Consider the following 19755-nt stretch of genomic DNA (forward strand, 5'->3'; position numbering starts at 1 on the left):
TTCAACCGGCTCCGGTCAGCCGCGCCAGCTCGGCGATTATCGGGCGGCACAGTTGCTCGTCATTCCAGCGATGCCCTGCGGCGGGCACGATATGGAGCCGTGCATCAGACCAGGCCTGCGCCAGATCCCATGCGCTTTGCGGCGGCGTGCACATGTCGGACCGTCCGGCGATAATCGCACCGGGGATTCCCGCCAGCCTTGCTGCATCACGCAGCAGTTGATCGGGCGCGAGGAAATAGTCATGCGCCTCGTAATGCGCGAAAATCCGCGCTGATCGCACCGCACCGTCTGTGATTTCGGCGAAATCCTCCCCCGGCGCAACAGGCCACAGGTCGAGCGTCTGGCCCTCGGCCATCATAAGCACATGGGCCGCCTCGCGGTGAATAGCTGGATCAGGATCACGGATACGGCGCAGAAACGCCCCGCGCGGATCGCTGCGCTCGGCTGCGGGGAGCCATGCGTCACGCGCGGCGAAGACCTCGGGAAACACATGGCCTACCCCCTGCCACCACCACCACTGGTCAAACGCCCGCGCGAGATAGACCCCGCTGACCACCAGCCCAGCGACGCGCTGCGGATGCGCCTGGGCATAGGCGAGCGCGAGAGTCGAGCCCCATGATCCGCCGAGCACGATCCAGCGCCCGAACCCCAGATGCGCGCGCAGCCGCTCCATATCCGTGACCAGGTCAGGCGTGGTGTTGCGATCAAGCGCGCCCGCGGGCAGCGACTGGCCGCAACCGCGCTGATCGAAAAACACCCCCTGCTGGCGGTCTGGATCGATCAGGCGGCGGTAATAGGGCCGGATCGCACCGCCCGGTCCGCCATGCACCACCACCACCGGCACGCCAGCGGGGTCGCCCGTCAACTCCCACCAAATCTGATGCCCGTCTCCGCAATCGAGATGGCCTGATACACGCGGGGCTGCGACCGGCGGAAAGAAAGCTGTGTCCTGTCGAAGCGGCCAGTTCATCGGGCGGGTGCCTTTCGGGTCAGCGCCGCCAGCGGCAACGCGAAGCTTTGATAGGGGTCGATGCGCACGCCCGAAAGGTCCGCGCGGTAGGCTATGATCGGGTTCGCGCCGAAGATCATCACCAGCGGGCGATCTGCGCGCAGCCGGGCATCGATCTGCCGAAGGATCGCCGCGCGGACATCAGACGAAGGGGTAGCCGCCGCCTCCAGCAACCAGCGATCGACCTGCGGGTCGGCATAGCCGGACACATTGGTCCCGTTCGCCCGCGCTCGGCCCGAGACGAGCGCTTCGAGCATCGCGGTCGCCTCGGGCGAATCCAGTGTCCAGGAATCGTAGACCAGATCGAACTCGCCCGCCCGTGCCAGCGCCGCCATCGCCCCGGGTTGCCGGCGCTCGATCACGACGTTGATACCGGCGCCAGCAAGGTTGGACTGTATGAACTCCGCCACCGGCCCCAGCATAGACACCATCAGCCGCAGCGGTTCGCCCTTGTATCCCGCCGCCGCCATCTCGGCTCGGGCTGCGGCGAGATCGCGCTGCGGCGGCGGCTCGGCAGGGTCAAACCCGGTCGAACCGGGCGGGATATAGCCCGGAATTTGCACCGCATTGCCCTTCAGCACCCGCACCCTGAGCGCCTCGTAATCGAGCGCATGCGCAATTGCGCGGCGTAGGTGGATATTCGCCAGCGGGCCTTTGCGGGTATTGAGCGTCAGGAAAGATTGCGACGGCCCGCCCGCAATGCTGGTCACAGCAACGCCCTCCAGTCCGCGGTAGCGCGCGGTGAATGCCGCCGGGACCGCGACGGTCAGGTCGACGTCGCCGCGTTCGAGCAGCAGGCGGCGCACGCCTTCATCGGGCAGCGCCACGAACCGCGCGCGGGTGAACTGGCGCGGCTGCGTTGCGGCGCGGTGGTTTGCGGCGAGTGTCAAGCTCTCGCCTGCTCGCAGATCGGCGAGCGCATAAGGACCCGAGCCCGCGCTGTGCGATGACAGCCACAGCCGCGCATCGGCGTCTGTGTCACCCGCCCCGGCCAGCGCCGCCTTGCGGTTGATCACCGAGGTTGCCGGATGGGCGAGCAGGTGCAGCGCCAGCGCGTGCGGCCGCTTGAGGGTCAGGGTCAGCGAGCGCTCCCCCGTCGCCTCGGCCCGCTCCAGCCATTCAAGGAAATAGGCCGAGCTGAGCCCAAGTCGCCTGACCCGTTCGAGCGACCAGACGACATCACCGGCGGTAATGGGCGAGCCGTCGGCGAAGATGCGGTCTTCCTTCAGCACGATGTCGATCCGCAGGCCGTCTGCCGATACCTGCCAGTTCTGGGCGAGTTCGCCCTCGATTTCGGGCTGGGCGGTGCCGGAACGGAAGCGCAGGAGCTGATCGTAGAGCTGGTCAACGATTGGCAGGCCGGTGCCGGTTGCGCCCTGCGCCGGATCGAGCGACTGCGGCGGGAAGGCGGTGGCGACCACGACGGTTCGCGTGCGTTCCTCCGGATCGGGCTCTGGAATGCAGCCCGCCAGCGTCAGCAGCAACCAGGCCAGCACGAGCGCGCGAGCGATCATGGCGCGTCTCCGATGAGGAGCTGGGGTGCGGCCTGCCCTATCGCGCGCCATGCTTCGCCAGCGTCCGGGGCGACCCGATCAAGTGAGATACGCAGCAAGCGCAGGAAGCCGAAGGTTACACCTGCAACCGCGCCGCTTTCATCCAGCTCGAAGCGCAGGTGCACTTCGCTGGGCGCACCATCGGGCATGTGACAACGGAACAGCACGCCGCTCACCGGCACCAGCGGCCAGCCTTTGCCGCCTGGCCAGACTGGGCCGGTGAGCACCCTTAGACCGCCCTTGCCATCGTCCTTGATCGTCACCGGATGGGGCAGGCTGGCGCAGGCATAGGTCCCAGTGACTGCCAGGGACGAAAGCGCGGAAGGCGCGTCCACCCGGCCGAAGGTGACCGCGTGATTGCCTTCCCACCGCTTCAGCTCGGCCGGGGGGGCGGCCGTATCGGCTGCGTCGATCACAAACGGCTCGACGCCGAGCGTCCGGCGGAACAGGCCGTCTGCCCCGCGCGGCATCCGGCGCCCATCGACCGCGATTTCGCCGCAGCTCCCACTGACGCTCAGCGAGGCGATCGCCTCGGCACTGGCATAGGTCGCCTCCCACAGCGGCGGGGGGGCCGGGCCAAGCAAGGCGGGCGTCGCCCCCGGATCGGGCGGCAGGCCGAGCGCGGTCACCAGTATCTCGCGCGCGCGTTCGTACGCATTGGCGTCGGCCCGGTTGGCCAGGATGATGACGGCAACATCCTTCTCCGGGGCGTACAGATAGTCGCTAGCCCATCCCGAATGCCCGCCCGCATGGCCGATCACGGGCACGCCGCTCAGCGACTGGCGTACAAAACCCTGGGCATAGCCGCTTGGCGAGCCATCATCATGTCTGACCGCGCCCGCCAGCCTCGCCCGCCAGTCATGGGGATTGCCGCGCAACCAGCGGTGCCATGCGATCAAGTCGATAAGCGAGGCGATCACCCCGCCGGGTGCTGCCTCTACCGCCGCAGGATCGGCCGGAGTGAAACCCTCTCCCGCTTTCGCATATGCGATCGCGGTGGCGGGCAGGCGATGGGCAAGGCCATCATCCAGCACCGCGCTTGCCATTCCCGCCGGATCGAACACATGCCGCTGCATCAGGCGCGCGAGTGGCTCACCCGTTGCCCGCTCCGCGGCCAGATGCAGCAGCACGGTGTTGGCATTGGCATAGAGCGTCCGCTCGCCGGGGCGGAAGTTGAGCATTCGCTGGGCCAGCAACAGCGCCATCAAGGCCTGCGAATGCTCGGCCAGCCGCGCCGCATCTCCCAGCCCGAGCCACACCAGCGGGTAGGTTTCGGGAACGCCGCTTTTCATCGCCAGCATCTGGCCAAGCGTTGGGTCTGCCCCGAACCGATGTTCGGGCACGTGCCGGGAGAGCGGATCGCTGAGCGCCAGCCGCCCCTCATCCTCCAGCGCGGCCAGTGTCAGCGCGACCATCGGCTTGGTGATCGAAGCGATCCGCATCCGGGTTGCGGCCGTCAGCGGTGTTGCAGTGTCAAGCCGGGCGAGGCCGAAGCACCTCTGCCATGCCACCTCTTCGCCTTCGAGCAGCGCGGCCACACAGCCCGGCGCGGCGCCAAAGTCCTGGCCGGCAAACAGGTGATCCAGCGCCGCCGCGTTCACCGCGTCGCTCCGGGCATGGCAGCAATCAGGCCTCGGGTGTAGGGGTGTCGGGGGCTGTCGAAAACATCATCGGTTGGTCCGCTTTCCACAATCTGACCGCCCGTGATGACATGCACATGGTGGCACAGGTGGCGCACCACATCGAGATCATGGCTGATGAACAGGTAAGCCAGCCCGCGCGCGGCCTGCAACGCCAGCAGCAGGTTGAGGATCTGCGCCTGCACCACCAGATCGAGCGCCGAGGTCGGCTCGTCGAGCAAGATGAGATCGGGGTCTACTGCCAGCGCGCGGGCGATGGCGATCCGCTGGCGCTGCCCGCCCGAAAGCTCGTGCGGACGGCGCAATGCCATTGCCGGATCGAGGCCGACATCGGCCAGCAATTCTGCCAGCCGCTCGCGTCGCTCGGCGCGGGAACCGATGCCGTGGATCGCCATCCCCTCGGCAATGATGGCGCCGATGGTGAGGAACGGATTGAGCGAGCCCACGGGATCTTGAAACACAATCTGGATGCGGCGGCAGTGTTCGCGGGGGCGGGCGCCAGGCGCGATCGGCACTCGCTCTCCTGACAGCCGCAGGTCGCCCGTTGCGCCCTCGGCCAAGCCGGCGATCACCCGCGCAAGGCTTGATTTGCCCGATCCGGATTCGCCGATCACGCCCACGCATTCGCCACGAGCGACCGACAGGCTCACCCCGTCCAGCGCCGCGAACCGGGCAAGACCGCGGCGATAGGTGAGCCGCGCATCGGCGAGTTCGAGCAGCGCGGCGCTCATGCCTCGGGCACCGGCAGAGGCATATGCGGCGGGGAGTTTGCGGGCAGAGCGGCGATCAGTGCACGCGTGTAAACGTGGCGGGGCGCGGCCAGTACCTCGGCTGCCGTGCCGCTCTCGACAATCGCGCCGTACCGCATCACCGCCACTCTGTCTGCATAGCGGCGCACCAGCGGCAAGTTGTGGCTGATCAGCAGCACGCCTGCACCCTCATTACGCGCCCGCGACACCAGCAGATCGAGCACCTCGCCTTGCGCGCTCATGTCGAGCGCGGTGGTGGGCTCGTCCGCGATAATCAGCCGCGGCCGCAGCGCAAAGGCGAGCGCGATCAGCACCCGCTGCAATTGCCCACCACTGAGCTGGAACGGATAAGAGCCGAGGATGCGCGGGGGATCGGCGATCATCACCGAGGCCAGCGCGTCCTCCGCCAACTGCCGCCGCGTGTTCGAATCACCCTTGCGGTGGTAGCCCAGCACAAGATCGATCTGCCGTCCGATCCGCAGGGTGGGATTGAGCGCCGCCATGGGTTCCTGCGGGATCAGCGCGATCGTGCTTCCGCAAAGGGCCCGGCGTTGCCCCGAAGGCAGCGCCAGCAGATCATCGCCGCCCAGCGCAATCCGCCCCGCCTCCACCCTCGCGGCCGGATCGAGCAGGCCCAGCACCGCCATGCCGAGCGTCGATTTGCCCGACCCGGATTCACCCACCAAACCCAGCACCTCGCCCGCAGCCAGCGTCAGCGATATGTCCTGCACCACCGGTTCGGTGCCATAGGCCACCGTCAGGCCTTCGATCGCCAGCAAGGCGTTCACCGCCCGCCCCCGCGCGGATCGAGCCAGTCGCGCAGACCGTCGCCAAGCACCACGAAGCCCAGCGCCGAGACCGCCACCGCAAGTCCAGGGAGCACGGCGGCCCACCATTCATACATGATGGTGTTGCGCCCCTCGAAGATCAGCGCCCCCCATTCGGGCGTCGGTGGCTGAGCGCCCAGCCCGATAAAGGACAGCGCCGAGGCCGCGACCAGTGCGGTGCCAAGCGCGGTCGAAGCGAGGGTCGCGAACAGCGGGGCGATGTTGGGCAGGATATGCACCGCCAGCAGCCGCCATGCAGGCGCGCCATTCGCTCTGGCGGCAAGCACGAAAGGCCGCTCGCGCAGGGACAATGCCTCGCTGCGGAACAGCCTCAGGTACAGGGGAACACCCAGCCCGCCGAGGATCGTTACGAGGTTTACCAGGCTGGGCCCGACTGCCGCCGCCAGCGCCAGCGCGATCACGAGGGAGGGGATCGCCAGCGCTACGTCGACCAGCCGCATCGCGATCCGGTCGACCCAGCCTCCCGCCATACCAACCGCGCAGCCCAGCAGCGCGCCTGCGCCCATCCCGATTGCGACGATGCCGAAGGCCACGCCAAGCGAGGTGCGTCCGCCATAGAGGATCCGCGCAAACAGATCGCGGCCGAGATTGTCGGTTCCTGCCCAATGCCGGGCCGACGGCGGCTCAAGGATCGCCCCGGTATCGACCTCGTTCGGGCCATAGCTGGTCAGTAGCGGCGCCAGCAGCGCCAGCAGCACCATTAGCGCAACGATCCCGCCACCGATGATGATGGATCGCCGCGCGCCGCTCATGCCGGGCGCACCTGTGGATCTATCAGGCCCAGGGCAACGTCGGCCACGGTGTTCACCAGCACATAGGCGATGGCGGTCAGCACCGCGAAACCCATAATGACCGGAAAATCGAGCGCGAAGATCGATTGCACCACATAGTGCCCCGCCCCCGGCCAGCCGAACACGGTTTCAAGGCTGACCGATCCGAACAGCATCATGGCGATCGACGCAGCGACCAGCGTGACCAGCGGGGTCAGTGCGTTGCGCAAAGCATGGCGCCACAGGATCGTGCGCTCCGGAAGCCCGCTCGCTCGCGCCATCCGGACATAGTCGGACGCCAGCACCGCACGCATCTGGTTGCGCACCAGACGGGCGAGCGGCCCGGTTTCCAGCAATGCGAGCGACAGCACCGGCAGGGCTAGGTGAGCCGCCGCCGCTGCCAGCGCCTGAAGATCGAAGGCAAGCAGAGAGTCCATCAGCAGGAAGCCGGTCACCCGAGGCGGTGGGTCGCCAGTGAATCGGCCCGAGGCGGGGAACCATTCGAACTGGCGATATAACACGATCACCATCACCAGCCCGAGCCAGAAGGGCGGCACCGAAATCCCCGCCACCGACAGTCCCGAGACCGTCCGGTCCAGCCACCCGCCACGCTTCACCGCAGCCCCGATGCCGATCGGAATACCGACCAGCAGCGACAGCAAAAGCGCGCTGCCCATCAGTTCGATCGAGGCCGGTGCACGGGAGAGGATCTCGCCCAGCACCGGCTCGCCCGAAACATTGGAGGTGCCAAGGTCAAAGCGCAGCAGATCGCCGAGATAGCGCGCATATTGGTGCCAAAGCGGCAGATCGAGGCCAAGCTCGGCGCGCAGGGTCGCCACAGCTTCCGCGGAGGCGGCGGGCCCCGCCATCATCCGCGCCGGATCGCCCGGAGCAAGATGGGCAATCGCAAAGGTAATGAGGGAAACACCGACCAGCACCAGCGCAAGAAGAACCAGCCGTTGCAGGACGAAGCGCGCCACTACTCAGGCTCGCGGGCTGGATTGCCGGGCAGTCGCCCCAATTGGCGACCGGCGCAAAGGGCGATCACAAGCGCCAGCATGAACAGGATCAGCGTGCGCAGGTCGATCAGGCCGAAGCTGGGGGCGACATGGTCGCTGAGCGCCTTGGACCACAGGTTGGTGCCGCCATGCACCAGCACCGCTGGCCAGACCGATCCGCCCGCAAGATTGACGCAGTATCCCGCAACAACCGCCAGCGCAAGGCACAGCGCCCAGAACACGCCCTGTGTCAACAGGAAGCTTCCCGGATCGACGCCGCCCAGCAGGGTCAGCACCTCGCGCGGCAGATGCCACGCCCAGTGCAGCGTCCCAAGAAGCATTGCCGCGCGCAGCGGGTGCTTCATCGCCGCTTGCAGGAGCGGCCAGGCAAACCCGCGCCAGCCCAGTTCCTCCAGCGTCCCGCCTTCGTCCATCAGCAGGCCGACTGCCGCACCCAGCAACACGCTTCCGCCGAACATCGCGAGCCGATCAGTGATAGTGGTGCCCGGCCCGGCGACGAAGTCATAGGCGGCAAACCCGGCGGCATAGACTGCCAGCATGCCGCAATAGACCGCTATGGCTCTGCGCCTTGTGGTGTTTGCTCCGACAGGGCGCAGCCTGCCCGCGAGCACCTTCAGACCGCCTCCGCCGCCCCGCGCCGCCACTATCACCGCAGAGATGCTAGGCGCAGCAGCGAAGATGAACACCCCCAGCAGATCGGGCCGCGCCAGCGCATGGGGGAGCATCGAGGCGATGTTGATATACTGGCCGCTGGCATAGATGCCGGTGACCATCTCGCCCAGCATCCCTGCCGATGCCGGATCGGTAGTGAAGCGGTACACCGTCCAGACCATCACCAGCGAGGCAATGAGGAGTGCAAGCAGGTAGAAAGCGAGCACGGGCCGCCTGTGCGAAAACCGGTTCATGAGATCCCCCGATGCTGACAAGCGAGGCTAACCAAGCCGCGCGGCAAGAGCAAGCATAACATAATTGAATTATGCCAACCGATCAAAGCCCGACCACGCCGTTGGGATTGAACAGGATGAGGAACGAAATGAAGCGCATCAGCGCTGCCATCGTCGCGAACTCGGCGGACACGGTGCAGGGCCCGGTCTGTTCGATGAAGGGCAGATAGGCGGCCATTTCGGCCGCCACGCGGGTGCTGAAATCGATCTCCAGCCGATAGGGCCCTTCAAGCCGAAATGGCCTTGGCCTCGGGGTGGTGAGCGCTGATGCGGCGGCGGTGCTGATCGCGGCGCAGGCTTCGCGCGGGGTTAGGGCGGCGGCGGCGCGGAAGCCGACCGACTGCTTGACAATGCAGGCCACGGCCCCCGGTGCATAAGCTTTCGCATCGGCGGCAGTCTCGGCATCACCCGTCACCAGAACGATCGGCACGCCGAACTCGCCTGCCAGCGCCGCGTTGAGATAGCCTTCGGACGCGCTCACGCCGTTGAGGCGCAGGTCCCGGAACGCCGCGCTGGAATAGGTGTGGGCCAGAATCCCGCCATCGCCCATTGCACCGTTATGGTAGCCGATGAAGAACGCCGCTTCGATTCCCGGCGTGTCGATCCCTTCCATCTGCAACAGCGCGCGCGGCCAGGATCGCAGAAGACGCACGCCATCGGGCATGACATCGGGAAGGAGGTTGTGGCCATTGCCGTGGCCATCGACCACCAGCACCTCGTCAAATCCGTGCGCGAGCGCGGCTTCAGCGGCAGCCACGACCTCGCCCGTCATCCACCGGCGCGCATCCTGCCATTCGAAGCGGTCGGCGGCCAATGCGTGCTGGCTGGCGACACCGGCGCAACCTTCAATGTCGGCTGATATATAAAGTTTGCGCATCGCGGTCTTGCCTCACGTCCTGAGCGTTGCCATAACATAATCAGATTATGTTATGGAGAGCAAGCCGCGATGCCGTCAGATCCCGCAGAAATCGTCGATGCCCAGATCCGTGCCTATGAAGCAGGCGATACGGATGCGTTCGCTGCGCTCTATGCCGAAGACGCGGTCTGCGCCGCTCTGCCATCCGGCCGGGTCATCGCCGCCGGGCGCGCTGAGATTGCCAGGGTGTGGGGCGCGATGTTCGCTCGTTCGAAGCGCGAAGTGACGATTGCCCAGCGGATCATCGACGGACGCTATGTCATTGACGCTGAACAGGTGCGAATTCTTGCGACCGGCCAACTGATCGAAGCAGCAGCGATCTACCTGGTAGGTGAACGGCTGATCGAGCGGGTCTGGTTTCTGGATCCACCGCATAGCCCCACCTCGGCTGCCTGACCTTGCGTCCACCCCGGTTGCGGCCCTTGCACCGATAACATAAAGGCGTTAGGCAAACGTCAGGGTGAGAAACATTGGCCAGGGTTCTACGTAAGCCAAATCAGACGCCGGGCGACCTCGCTCCGGCTCCCGACACGCGTGGTGATAAAACTCGCCGACAAATCAAGGCGGTAATCGCTAAGCTTGCGAGCAAGCATGATCTGGCAGACATCTCGCTGGCAGATATCTGCAAGGGCAGCAAGCTCACCACCGGCGCGGTCTATTTCCACTTCAAGGGCAAGGACGAGGCAGTCGAGGAGATGGTCATCGACGAGGTCGAGACGATCTATGGCCGCCTTCTCGAGACAGATCATCCCAGCTTTGATGCCATGGTGCGGGCGATCATCGCCCAGTGCACCGCCTATGAACGGACAAACGGCCGCCGCAGCCGTGCCATCCAACTGATCATCAACTCGCGACCTCGTGCCTATGAAGCATGGATCGCCGCGAGGGCACCGATTATCGAGCGACTGACCACGCTCATAGCCCGCGCTCGCCATGAGGCGGGGCTGGAACAGGATGCCAGCGCATTCCTTGCGCTGTTCATCCTCAATTCGATCGAGGATCTCGGCATGGATGTGTTTCAGTGGGGCAATCCGACGCTCAAGCCTTATGCCGAACAGCCTGAGGATTGGATAGCACGGCAGACCGCGCTCTGGTCCCATGCCATCCTGGCGCCGATCCCGAAACTCTAGCGCTTGCCGGTGATCACGCGGCCCGCGAGATCGCGCAGGGACTGGTTGATGTCGGGGCCGTGATCCGTATTGAACTGCACCGCTGCGGCGAACCCATGATCGATGAAATAGCCGACATTCGAGGTATAGCCGGGAAAGAACCCCGAATGGCTGATGTATCGCCCGAATTCGGCGCGCTCGTTGATGAAGATGCCGAGACCGTAGGATGATGTGACTTCGGCGGTCTTGACGACCGGCAGGCTCGATCCGGTCATCTGTGCGAAGCTTGCGGGCGAGACGATTTGCCCGTGCGCCAGCTTCCAGTAAAACCGGGCAAGGGCACGCGGGGTCAGCGCCAGGCCGCCGCCGGTGTATTCAAGCGAAGGATCGTGCCGCAGCACGCCGGTCTCGTCCGTGGTGCGTCCGGTCATGCCCGCCATGGCCGCAATGACATCGCCTCGCGCATAGCCTGCCGCCAGTCGCTCGATAGTCCGGGTGTTGGCCGGGGTGACATCGTCATGAGGATCGCCAAGCTTGGCCAGCACCCGCTCGGTCAGCAGATCGTAATAGGACCGGCCTGTGATCTTCTCGGCCGTGATCCCGGCTAGGTGATAGTGCAGGTCGGAATAGGCATGCGCCGCCCCGGGCGCATTCAGTGGCGCTGCGTCAAGAATGAAGGACAGCATCTTGCGCGGGGAATAGGCGATATCTTTCCCGGTCATCGCATCCCAGATGTAACTGCGCATGAAGGCGCCCACATCAAGGAACTGCGGAAATCCAGCCCCGTGCATTAGCAACATCCGCAAGTTGAGCGCCTTGGCATTGGGCAGGCGCACGAACCAGCTTTCGTCGGCAAACACTGGTGCAATGGGCGCGTCGAGATCCAGGACACCCTCCTGTGCCAGCGAGACCAGCGTGGCGGCGCAGAACGTCTTGCCGGTGCTGCCCGACATGAGCCGTGTGGAATTGGTCATGGCGAGCCCAGCCTGCGGATCGGCCAGCCCATTGGCAACGGTAATGATTCGCGCATCCGGCGTGACCACGGCTGCCGAGACACCGGGCGTCATGCGGGTTGCAAGCGCCGAGGACGCGAAACCAGAAATCGCCGAGCCCGTTTTGCTTTCCGCTGCCAGGCCAATGCCCAGCGGCGAGCCGAACGGCAGCGCGGCCAGCGCGAGCCCCGCCCCTCCCAGCAGCTTCCGCCGCGAAATGTCCGTGACTGTCATGCCGCCCTCCGTTGTGCTCCGCGCACCACCTTGCCGGGCTTTGCACCGGTCAGCCGATCGCGGTCGGTCACCACCTGTCCTGCCACCATCGTCGCCAGATAGCCACGCGCCGATTGCACGAAACGGGTGCCGCCCGCCGGCAGATCGCCCAGCAGCGTCGGGCGACCGATCGTCAGCGAATCATGGTCGATCACATTGATGTCGGCACGATAGCCCAGCGCAATCTTGCCCCTGTCGTGCAGGCCAATGTGTTCTGCCGGGGCCGTCGTCTGCAACTGCACCGCGCGTTCGATCTGTATGCGCGGGCCGTGATTGCGGTCGCGGGTCCAGTGGCTCAACAGATAGGTCGGAAAACTGCCATCGCAGATATAGCCGACATGCGCACCCCCGTCGCTGAGGCCCAGGATGGACCAGGGGTTGCGGAGCGTATCATGGACGAAATCGTAATTCCCCCCGCCCCAGTTCATGATCGGGACGAAGACCTGCCCCGTTCCGTCCTGCGTGAGAAGCTGATCGTAGAGCAGATCGGGCACACTGCGCCCGGTCGCTTGCGATTGGCCGTAGAGCGAGCGGTCCAGCGGCTGTTCGTAATCAGGCTCCGGATCGAGGCAGAAGGTGCGCTGTGCCATGCGGATCGGATCGGCACCCCATTCCTCGACCCTTGGGCTGACCGACATGACGAAGTCCGAAATCGGGCGATCATCCTCGGTCATCAGCCGCGCCTTGAAGGCGGGATCGCGCATGATCGCCACCCGTTCGACATGGGGCAAATGCATGATCGCCATATAGCTGGGGCGCGTCATGAAGGGATTTATTGTGCCCTGCAGGCTGTGAATCCCGCCGATCGCACGCGGAGCGACCTGCGCGCGGATCGGCACGCCGGTAGCATTGAGCGCGTCCATTTCGCCGGTCACATATTCGTGAAAGCCCTCGGGCCAGGCGTCGTCCTGTTCATAAGTGAACGACAACGGGCGGCCACTGCGCCGCGCCAGTTCGGCGATGGTGGCGAAATCGCCCGCGTTGTCGCGATAGAAGTCGTTGAATATCTGGATGACGCCCTTGCCCGCGCGGCCCATCGCCTCGCCCAGCGCATAGAGCTCACTCGCGGCCACCTGCCGGGCATAGGTGGGGTTGCCATGCGCATCGCGGTGGCCGACGGTGTCTGCCGTGGTGAAGCCCAATGCGCCGGCTTCCAGCCCTTCGACCAGCAGCGCCTGCATGGCGGCGATATCGTCAGGCGTTGCCGCCTCGCGCCGCACCGCGCGTTCGCCCATCACATAGAGCCGCAGGGGGTTGTGCGGCACCTGCACCCCGATATCCATGGTGCGCGGGGTGCGGTCGATGGCGTTGATATACTCGCCCATCGTCTCCCATTCCCAGGTTATGCCTTCATGCAGCGCCGTGCCGGGAATATCCTCCACACCTTCCATCAGTGCGATAAGGGTCTCGCGGTCGCTGCTGCGCGCAGGCGCAAAGCCGACCCCGCAATTGCCCATGATCGCGGTGGTGACGCCATGGTTGGCGGAGGGGAGCATCTCTGCATCCCACGAGACCTGCCCGTCATAATGGGTATGAATGTCGATGAAGCCGGGGGTGACCAGCGCGCCGTCGGCATCGATGGTCCGCGCTGCGGGCGTCGTAACCTTGCCCACCTCGACAATCACCCCGCCGCTGATCCCGAGATCGGCGGAAAAGGCAGGCCGCCCGGTACCATCTACCACCGACCCGCCTTTGATGAGGACATCGAGCATTGCTACCTCTCCCTTGGCTTGTTTCCGCCCGACTGTATGACGGACCGCAAAGGAAGAAAACATAATTCTGTTATGTTCTGTTGCGATGGATGCGCTGGTCCGCTAAATCGGGCGAATGCCAAACCCCTCCACCGCCGGGCCGATTGCCCCCCAGCGCCATCTGTTTGACATTCCAGCCGACCGCGCGTGGTTCAACTGCGCCTATATGAGCCCGCAGCTTCGCAGGGCGACGGCGGCGGGGGTCGCGGCTGCGGCGCGCAAGGCTGCGCCGTGGACGATTGCACCAGCCGACTTCTTCACCGAGACGGAAGACGTGCGTCGCCTGTTCGGCGCGCTGGTCGGGGCCGATCCGGCCTGTGTCGCTATCATGCCGTCAGCCAGCTACGGGCTGGAACTTGCAGCCCGCACATTACCGCTCGACGCCGGGCAGACGGTGCTGGTCCTGGCTGAGGAATTTCCCAGCAATTACTACCCCTGGACCGATCGCGCATCGCAGGTTGGCGCAACGGTGGAGACTGTTCCGGCTCCGGAGGACGGTGACTGGACCGCGGCAGTGCTGGCGCGGCTTCGGCCGGGGGTCGCCATTGCAGCCCTGCCGAATTGTCACTGGGCAAGCGGCCTCGGGCTTGACCTTGTTCGGATCGGCGCGGCCTGCCGGGCCAACGGCACCCGGCTTGCGCTCGATCTTACCCAGTCCTGCGGCGCGATGCCGTTTTCGGTTGCGCAGGTACAGCCCGATTTCATGGTCGCTGCAACTTACAAGTGGTTGCTCGGCCCCTACTCGATCGCCCTCGCCTATGTTGCACCCCAATGGCATGGCGCGCGACCGATCGAACACGTCTGGGCCTCTCGCGCGGGGGCGGAGGATTTCTCAGGTCTCGTCAATTATCGCGATGCCACCCAGCCCGGCGCACGCCGTTTCGACGTCGGCGAACGCTCCAATTTTGCGCTGCTGCCGGTGGCGATCGCCGCGCTGGAGCAACTGCTCGACTGGCAGGTGGAGCGGATCGCGACGAGTCTTGGCGCCATTAACGCCGGCATCGCCGATCGTCTTGCCGCCAGTGGCTTTGTGGTTCCGGCAGCCCAAGTGCGCTCACCCCACATCCTGGGAGTGGCGGTACCTCCGGGCGCCTCCGACATTGTCGCCCGCCTTGCCGCACAGCAGATTCATGTCAGCCAGCGCGGGTCCATGATCAGGATATCGCCGCATCTGCATGTGTCCGATCACGATATCGACCGGCTGTGCGACGCACTGAACGCCATCGGGCAAGGGGCATGAGCAACACTGCAGACGTCATCGTCATCGGCCTCGGCGCGGCGGGGAGCGCGGCGCTATATCAACTCGCCCGCGCAGGGATCAGCGCCATCGGCATCGACCGCTGGGAGCCCCCCCACGCGATGGGATCGAGCCATGGCGAAACCCGCATCACCCGCCAGGCCATCGGCGAGGGCCAGGTCTATGTCCCGCTGGTCCTGCGCTCGCACGAAATCTGGCGAGAGCTGGAACGGGAAACCGGCCAGAGGCTGTTCGAAGCGTGCGGGGTGCTGATCATCGGCGCGGAAGGCGGTGCGGCGATGCACCACAGCCGCAGCGGGTTCGTGCTGAACACCATCGCTGCGGCACAGGCACACGGGATCGAGCACGACATCCTGAGCATCGAGGAAACCCGCGCCCGCTTCCCGCAATTCGCTCTGTCCGGGGACGAACTGGTCTATTTCGAACCCGGCGGCGGCTTCGTCTATCCCGAACGCTGCATCGCAGCGCAGCTTGCCATGGCCCGCAAGCTGGGTGCGCGGATGGAGACCGGGTCGCAGGTTACCGCGATTACCGAAACGCCGGGCGGCGTGACAGTACAGGCGGGTGGGGCAACCTACCATGCGGGCAACGTGATCCTTGCCGGTGGGGCGTGGACGCCGGGCCTTGTGGGTAGCAACGGCCTCGCCCCGCTGACTCTGCGGCGGCAGGTACTGCACTGGTTCGCACCCGAGCGCCCGCAGGATTTTGCGGTCGGTACCTTCCCCACCTTCATCTGGCTGCATGGCAACCACCCGGAGGACAGCTTCTACGGCTTCCCGATCCCGGATGATCTTGGCCATGCCCTCGTAAAGGTCGCCGACGAGAACCAGACCCGCGCCACGGCCGATCCCGACCAGCTGGATCGGGACGTCCGACCTGAGGAGGCCGCCGAAATGCACCGCGATCATCTTGTCGGCAGGATCCCCGGCCTCACCCTCCCGCAGGTGCGCTCTGCCGCGTGTCTTTACACCTGCGCGCCCGATGCCGACTTCGTAATCGGGCCCGTCGATGGGATGGAGCGCATCACGGTGGTTTCGGCATGCTCGGGCCATGGTTTCAAGCATTCCGCAGCCGTGGGCGAACACGCGGTACGCCTGATCACCGAAGGCCCTGCCGCGGCGATCCCCGCCTTCGATCCTCGCCGCCTGAGCGCGATGCCGCAGCCGTGAACGCCCCCACCTCCGACCAAGCGATGAACCCCGCCCTGCGGTAGGAGACGATCGCACCGCTCGCCCAGATCGAGCAGCGCTGCGCTGGCTGTCATGGTGCACGGTGCACAACGCCAACAACCTGGGAGACAAGCGCGATGGGCCGAAGGTCGGCGGGCATCAGGCCAGCTGCGCCTCAATCACGGCGGTGATGGCCGCGCTCAGTTGCCACGCGTTGCACCCGCAGGACAAGGTCGTGGTCAAGCCGCCGGCGACGGCGGCGCGCAAGCACCCCATCTGCTTTTCCCGCGAGGGGCAACGCCTCTGCATTGTCCGAAACTTGTATACGTAATTCAGACGCTCAACCTTGCTCGTTGTCCGAGACTAGGGTGCAGATTTCGGAAATGGTCCAACTTTTATTCCAACTGAAGGCGCAGATTCCTGACCGCGTCAGCCGGTCACCTTCGAACACCGTCTGGCAGCAACCCGCATGGGCGTCTGTTTGGCGACAGCGCAGAGACTCGGCACGGCGCCGCAGAATGTCGAGAAGGACTTCCGCGCCTGTTGGGCACTCGACGCCTTGTTCAACGGGATCGAAGGCGCCTTGGCTTTTGTGGCGATCACATCGCAGCGGGGCGGCGCTCAGTTGCGGCTGGCGAGCACCGAGACGCGGCCGACGCGGTAGCCGCGCTTGCGCATTGCCTTGACATAGTCCTTGTCCGCATCGACCAGTTCGACGGCATATTCCTCCCACGCATCGGCGATGTCCTCGCGGTCGCTGGCGCGGCGCAGGTCGTGGTTGAGCTCCTTGTCGGCCTCGTTGACGTTGGCAAGATAGTTGAACCACTGCGCGTTGAAGACCTCCGAGATCGGTTCGCTGCGTATGGCCGGCAACGGGAAATCGGGGCCGGTGGAATATTGTGCGGTGGCCAGGGCAGGAACCCCGAGCGAAACCAGGCAAACAGCGACGGCAAGCAACTTCATCGAACTTCTCCTCATTGGCGTTGACGTTCCGAAGGGACAACGACGCGCGCGCCGCGTTTCATCCCGCTGCAGGAGAATTATCAGCGGCGGCCCGGCCGGCCCGGGCGAGGTGCCACCCAGCCCCCCGCCTGCCAGGCGCGCTCGGTTGCCGCATCGGCGACATCGCCCGCGCGCATCGCATCGACCGCTGCGAGCAGATCGCTCGCACCCGCCAGGCGATAGGTGGATTGCGCGGAACCGGCCACCGCCTGGCGCAGCGCCCAGCGATCATCCTGGCGGCAGGCGATCCCGGCAATGGCGGCGCTGTCGAAGCTGCGGCAGACCGCGCCCTGCCTGTCGCGGAAGGTGAGGCCGATGCGGATATCGGTTGACGCAGGCTGGGCAGATGCGAGCTGGCGATCCAGCGCGTCAGCTAGTCCGCCTTGCGCAACCAGCATCTCGCCCCGGACCCCGACCGGCCCAGCGCCGGGTGCCGTCTCGAGTGCCGTGTCGGGGGCCAGAAGGCGCGGGCCGATCACCAGCCCCAGCACAAGGCTCGCGGCCATCGCGGCGAAGGTCGGCCAGCCGAACCGGCGCCGGGCATCGGACACTGGAATGGCGGCGACCTCCAGCGGCCGGGTCAGCCGCTCGGGAAGAGGTTCATCGAGCGCCGGGTCGAAATGCGCCTTCAGCCTGGTCTTGAGCGCTCGCTGCTGCGCGATCATCGCCGCCAGCGCCTGGTCCTGCTCTGCTGCGCGCTCGATGCGGCGGCTGGTGACCAGATCGAGCTCGCCATCGACATAGGCCATGATGATATCGTGATCGAAGGTCATGCGGCTTCTCCGAGCATATTGGCCAGAGCCTCGCGCCCGCGCCCCAGGCGCGAGGTCAGAGTTCCTACTGGAACCGAGGCGATGTCGGCGGCTTCGCGGTAGCTGTAGCCCTCGACGAGCACCAGGACGACCGCCTCGCGCTGTTCGGGCGGCAGCCTGGCCATGGCGCGATCGATATCGCCCAGTTCCAGTTGCGCTTCCATCCGCCGATGGCCGTCATCCGCGATCTGCACGGCATCGTCATCGATATTGGCGGTAGGGCCGCGCCGTGCGTTCGCGCGATGGCGATCGATCCAGAGATTTCGGGTGATGCGGTACATCCAGCTATCCAATCGTGTTCCCGGCTGCCATTGCTGACGTGCGACCAATGCACGCTCGACCGCCGCCTGGCACAGGTCGTCGGCATCGGCGTGATGACCGGCAAGCCCCCGCGCAAAGCGTCGCAACCGCGGCAGCAGGGCAACCAGATCTTGCTCAAATGCCATTCTCGCGCTCCACATCGGCGGTTGCCATGCCGCATCGGGTCAGCCATTTTTTGTGGTTCATGCGGATGAAACGTCCCGGTTGATGCGTTTCATCCCCGGACCACGAAAAATTCGTGCAAGGACAAGGCGGAGGGATGGCCTCTGGCAGGGACGCAGCAGCATGATGGCAAAAATATGCAGGGTCATGGCGGGGGTGGCAATGGTCGCCCTTCCGGCGGCGGCGATGCCCCAGATCGGGCTGCCTTCGCTGCCCACGCCGCGCGGCGGGATCGACGGGCTTGCACGGCCCCTGCTCGACACTCTCGACCTCGATCGGCTGTCGCCCGATGCGGTGGCGCGGCAACTGCGCTCGGCAAGGCTTGATCGCCTGACCGGTTTTGTCCGCACCCATCGCGATCGGGTCGAGTTCGACGCGGTGCGCGCGCCTGCCCTGCGCGGCGTGCTGCTGGCGACGGGGGTGGCGGGCGCCGACCGGGCCAGAGCGATTGCGGCAGGGTACCGCATCATCGACGAAGAGGTCATCGCGGAGCTCGACCTGACCTTTGTCCGCTTCGCGCTTCCCGAAGGACTGCCGCTCGGCAAGGCGCAGCGCCAGCTGGCCGCGCTGATGCCCGCAGCCGAGATAGCAGCGGACAACCTCTATTTCCCCAGTGGCGGTCTTCCGCCCGCAGCATCTCTCGGCGCGCTGGCCGCTGCGCAGACAGGCGGGCCCGGCGGCGCGCGGATCGGCCTGATCGACAGCGGCGTGGGCCCACTCCCCGGCCTCAGCGCACGGGTCGTGCAGAAGGGCTTTGCCACCGGCGCGCCCCGCGCGGGCGACCATGGCACCGCGGTGGCGGCGCTGGCGCTGGGCGCGGCGGGTTCGGGCAGCGCGCTCTATGCTGCCGATGTCTATGGCACCGATGCCACGGGCGGTACCGCCTCGGCAATCGCACGCGCGCTGGGATGGCTCAGCGGGCAGCAGGCCGCCGTGATCAACATCAGCCTGGTCGGACCGGACAACGCGCTGGTCCATGCAGCGATCGCGCGGGCCCAGGCCAAGGGTGCGCTGATCGTCGCAGCCGTCGGCAATGATGGCCCGGCGGCGCCGCCAGCCTTTCCGGCAGCACAGTTCGGTGTGCTCGCGGTGACCGGTGTGGATACCTCCGGCCGGGTGTTGCCCGAGGCGGGACGCGGAAAGCATGTCGCCTTCGCAGCACCAGGGCGCAGCCTGGCGCCCGCCGCAGGGGGAGGTAAGAGCGTCACGGTGCGCGGCACGTCCTTTGCCGCGCCGCTGGTCGCAGGCAGGCTGGCGCAGCTGTACCCCGCCCCTGCCCCCGGCCGAATCGAGACCGCCGTGCGCGGCCTGATAGGCCAGGCGCGCGATCTGGGGCGCAAGGGCCGCGACCCGGTCTATGGCCATGGCCTGGTCTGTGGCGATTGCGGCCGCTGACAAATTCCTCCCGGCCGGGGATGGATTACCCGAGCCGCCTCGTTGTCTCTCCAGCGGATGCCG

General features: G+C 66.1%; 20 protein-coding genes. 6 read left to right on the forward strand and 14 right to left on the reverse strand.

Annotation, left to right across the window (positions count from 1 at the left end; all coding sequences use genetic code 11):
- Position 1 precedes the first annotated feature (1 nt).
- The 9 genes from IP68_RS13790 to IP68_RS13830 all read right to left on the reverse strand — a co-directional run bounded on the left by IP68_RS13790 (position 2) and on the right by IP68_RS13830 (position 9409).
- The gene (locus IP68_RS13790) at positions 2 to 970 is read right to left on the reverse strand and encodes an alpha/beta fold hydrolase (protein ID WP_054135574.1); all 969 of its coding nucleotides are present in this window, start codon (positions 968 to 970) and stop codon (positions 2 to 4) included.
- Positions 967 to 2523, reverse strand: a complete 1557-nt coding sequence (locus IP68_RS13795; RefSeq protein ID WP_054135575.1) for an ABC transporter substrate-binding protein — start codon at positions 2521 to 2523, stop codon at positions 967 to 969. The genes IP68_RS13790 and IP68_RS13795 overlap by 4 nt, the downstream gene beginning before the upstream one ends.
- Positions 2520 to 4163 (reverse strand): serine hydrolase, encoded by a 1644-nt coding sequence (locus IP68_RS13800; RefSeq protein ID WP_054135576.1) that lies wholly within the window; start codon positions 4161 to 4163, stop codon positions 2520 to 2522. Before IP68_RS13800 ends, IP68_RS13795 begins: the two co-directional genes overlap by 4 nt.
- Positions 4160 to 4933, reverse strand: a complete 774-nt coding sequence (locus tag IP68_RS13805; protein ID WP_054135577.1) for an ABC transporter ATP-binding protein — start codon at positions 4931 to 4933, stop codon at positions 4160 to 4162. Before IP68_RS13805 ends, IP68_RS13800 begins: the two co-directional genes overlap by 4 nt.
- A complete protein-coding gene (locus IP68_RS13810; RefSeq protein ID WP_054135578.1) occupies positions 4930 to 5739 on the reverse strand; it encodes an ABC transporter ATP-binding protein in 810 nt (269 codons plus the stop codon). Before IP68_RS13810 ends, IP68_RS13805 begins: the two co-directional genes overlap by 4 nt.
- Positions 5736 to 6551, reverse strand: a complete 816-nt coding sequence (locus tag IP68_RS13815; RefSeq protein ID WP_054135579.1) for an ABC transporter permease — start codon at positions 6549 to 6551, stop codon at positions 5736 to 5738. The genes IP68_RS13810 and IP68_RS13815 overlap by 4 nt, the downstream gene beginning before the upstream one ends.
- Positions 6548 to 7549, reverse strand: a complete 1002-nt coding sequence (locus IP68_RS13820; protein WP_054135580.1) for an ABC transporter permease — start codon at positions 7547 to 7549, stop codon at positions 6548 to 6550. Before IP68_RS13820 ends, IP68_RS13815 begins: the two co-directional genes overlap by 4 nt.
- A complete protein-coding gene (locus tag IP68_RS13825; RefSeq protein ID WP_054135581.1) occupies positions 7549 to 8493 on the reverse strand; it encodes a CPBP family intramembrane glutamic endopeptidase in 945 nt (314 codons plus the stop codon). The genes IP68_RS13820 and IP68_RS13825 overlap by 1 nt, the downstream gene beginning before the upstream one ends.
- 82 nt (positions 8494 to 8575) lie before the next feature.
- The gene (locus IP68_RS13830) at positions 8576 to 9409 is read right to left on the reverse strand and encodes a M55 family metallopeptidase (RefSeq protein ID WP_054135582.1); all 834 of its coding nucleotides are present in this window, start codon (positions 9407 to 9409) and stop codon (positions 8576 to 8578) included.
- A 69-nt stretch (positions 9410 to 9478) separates the two neighbouring features.
- Here IP68_RS13830 and IP68_RS13835 point away from each other — a divergent pair, with 69 nt between their 5' ends.
- Together IP68_RS13835 and IP68_RS13840 are read left to right on the forward strand one after the other, a co-directional pair.
- Positions 9479 to 9844 carry a nuclear transport factor 2 family protein gene (locus tag IP68_RS13835; RefSeq protein WP_054135583.1) on the forward strand — a complete coding sequence of 122 codons (366 nt, stop codon included), beginning with the start codon at positions 9479 to 9481 and terminating at the stop codon, positions 9842 to 9844.
- Positions 9845 to 9918: 74 nt separating this feature from the next.
- Positions 9919 to 10578, forward strand: coding sequence for a TetR/AcrR family transcriptional regulator (locus tag IP68_RS13840; RefSeq protein ID WP_054135584.1), 660 nt, complete (start codon positions 9919 to 9921; stop codon positions 10576 to 10578).
- Here IP68_RS13840 and IP68_RS13845 read toward each other — a convergent pair.
- Together IP68_RS13845 and IP68_RS13850 are read right to left on the reverse strand one after the other, a co-directional pair.
- Positions 10575 to 11783, reverse strand: a complete 1209-nt coding sequence (locus tag IP68_RS13845; protein WP_054135585.1) for a serine hydrolase — start codon at positions 11781 to 11783, stop codon at positions 10575 to 10577. The genes IP68_RS13840 and IP68_RS13845 overlap by 4 nt on opposite strands.
- A complete protein-coding gene (locus IP68_RS13850; RefSeq protein ID WP_054135586.1) occupies positions 11780 to 13534 on the reverse strand; it encodes an amidohydrolase family protein in 1755 nt (584 codons plus the stop codon). Before IP68_RS13850 ends, IP68_RS13845 begins: the two co-directional genes overlap by 4 nt.
- 115 nt (positions 13535 to 13649) lie before the next feature.
- Between IP68_RS13850 and IP68_RS13855 the strand changes: the two genes are divergently transcribed.
- The 3 genes from IP68_RS13855 (at position 13650) to IP68_RS13865 (ending at position 16331) form a co-directional block, all read left to right on the forward strand.
- Positions 13650 to 14813: an aminotransferase class V-fold PLP-dependent enzyme gene (locus tag IP68_RS13855; RefSeq protein WP_054135587.1), complete on the forward strand. Its 1164-nt coding sequence runs from the start codon at positions 13650 to 13652 to the stop codon at positions 14811 to 14813.
- Positions 14810 to 16000 carry an N-methyl-L-tryptophan oxidase gene (gene solA / locus IP68_RS13860; RefSeq protein ID WP_054135588.1) on the forward strand — a complete coding sequence of 397 codons (1191 nt, stop codon included), beginning with the start codon at positions 14810 to 14812 and terminating at the stop codon, positions 15998 to 16000. Before IP68_RS13855 ends, solA begins: the two co-directional genes overlap by 4 nt.
- 103 nt (positions 16001 to 16103) lie before the next feature.
- The gene (locus IP68_RS13865) at positions 16104 to 16331 is read left to right on the forward strand and encodes a hypothetical protein (RefSeq protein WP_054135589.1); all 228 of its coding nucleotides are present in this window, start codon (positions 16104 to 16106) and stop codon (positions 16329 to 16331) included.
- 290 nt (positions 16332 to 16621) lie between these two features.
- On the opposite strand, the gene IP68_RS13870 is transcribed toward IP68_RS13865, so the two are convergent.
- From IP68_RS13870 to IP68_RS13880, 3 genes are all read right to left on the reverse strand, one after another.
- Complete coding sequence (locus IP68_RS13870) at positions 16622 to 16963, reverse strand: hypothetical protein (protein ID WP_054135590.1); 342 nt, start codon at positions 16961 to 16963, stop codon at positions 16622 to 16624.
- An 80-nt stretch (positions 16964 to 17043) separates the two neighbouring features.
- On the reverse strand, positions 17044 to 17775 hold the full coding sequence (locus tag IP68_RS13875; RefSeq protein ID WP_054135591.1) for an anti-sigma factor: 732 nt from the start codon (positions 17773 to 17775) through the stop codon (positions 17044 to 17046).
- On the reverse strand, positions 17772 to 18260 hold the full coding sequence (locus IP68_RS13880) for an RNA polymerase sigma factor (RefSeq protein ID WP_054135592.1): 489 nt from the start codon (positions 18258 to 18260) through the stop codon (positions 17772 to 17774). Before IP68_RS13880 ends, IP68_RS13875 begins: the two co-directional genes overlap by 4 nt.
- A gap of 199 nt (positions 18261 to 18459) precedes the next feature.
- Between IP68_RS13880 and IP68_RS13885 the strand changes: the two genes are divergently transcribed.
- Positions 18460 to 19692: a S8 family serine peptidase gene (locus IP68_RS13885; RefSeq protein ID WP_197275807.1), complete on the forward strand. Its 1233-nt coding sequence runs from the start codon at positions 18460 to 18462 to the stop codon at positions 19690 to 19692.
- Positions 19693 to 19755 lie beyond the last annotated feature (63 nt).

Source organism: Blastomonas sp. AAP25 (genome assembly GCF_001295965.1).
In the GTDB taxonomy this organism is placed as follows: Bacteria; Pseudomonadota; Alphaproteobacteria; order Sphingomonadales; family Sphingomonadaceae; genus Blastomonas; species Blastomonas fulva.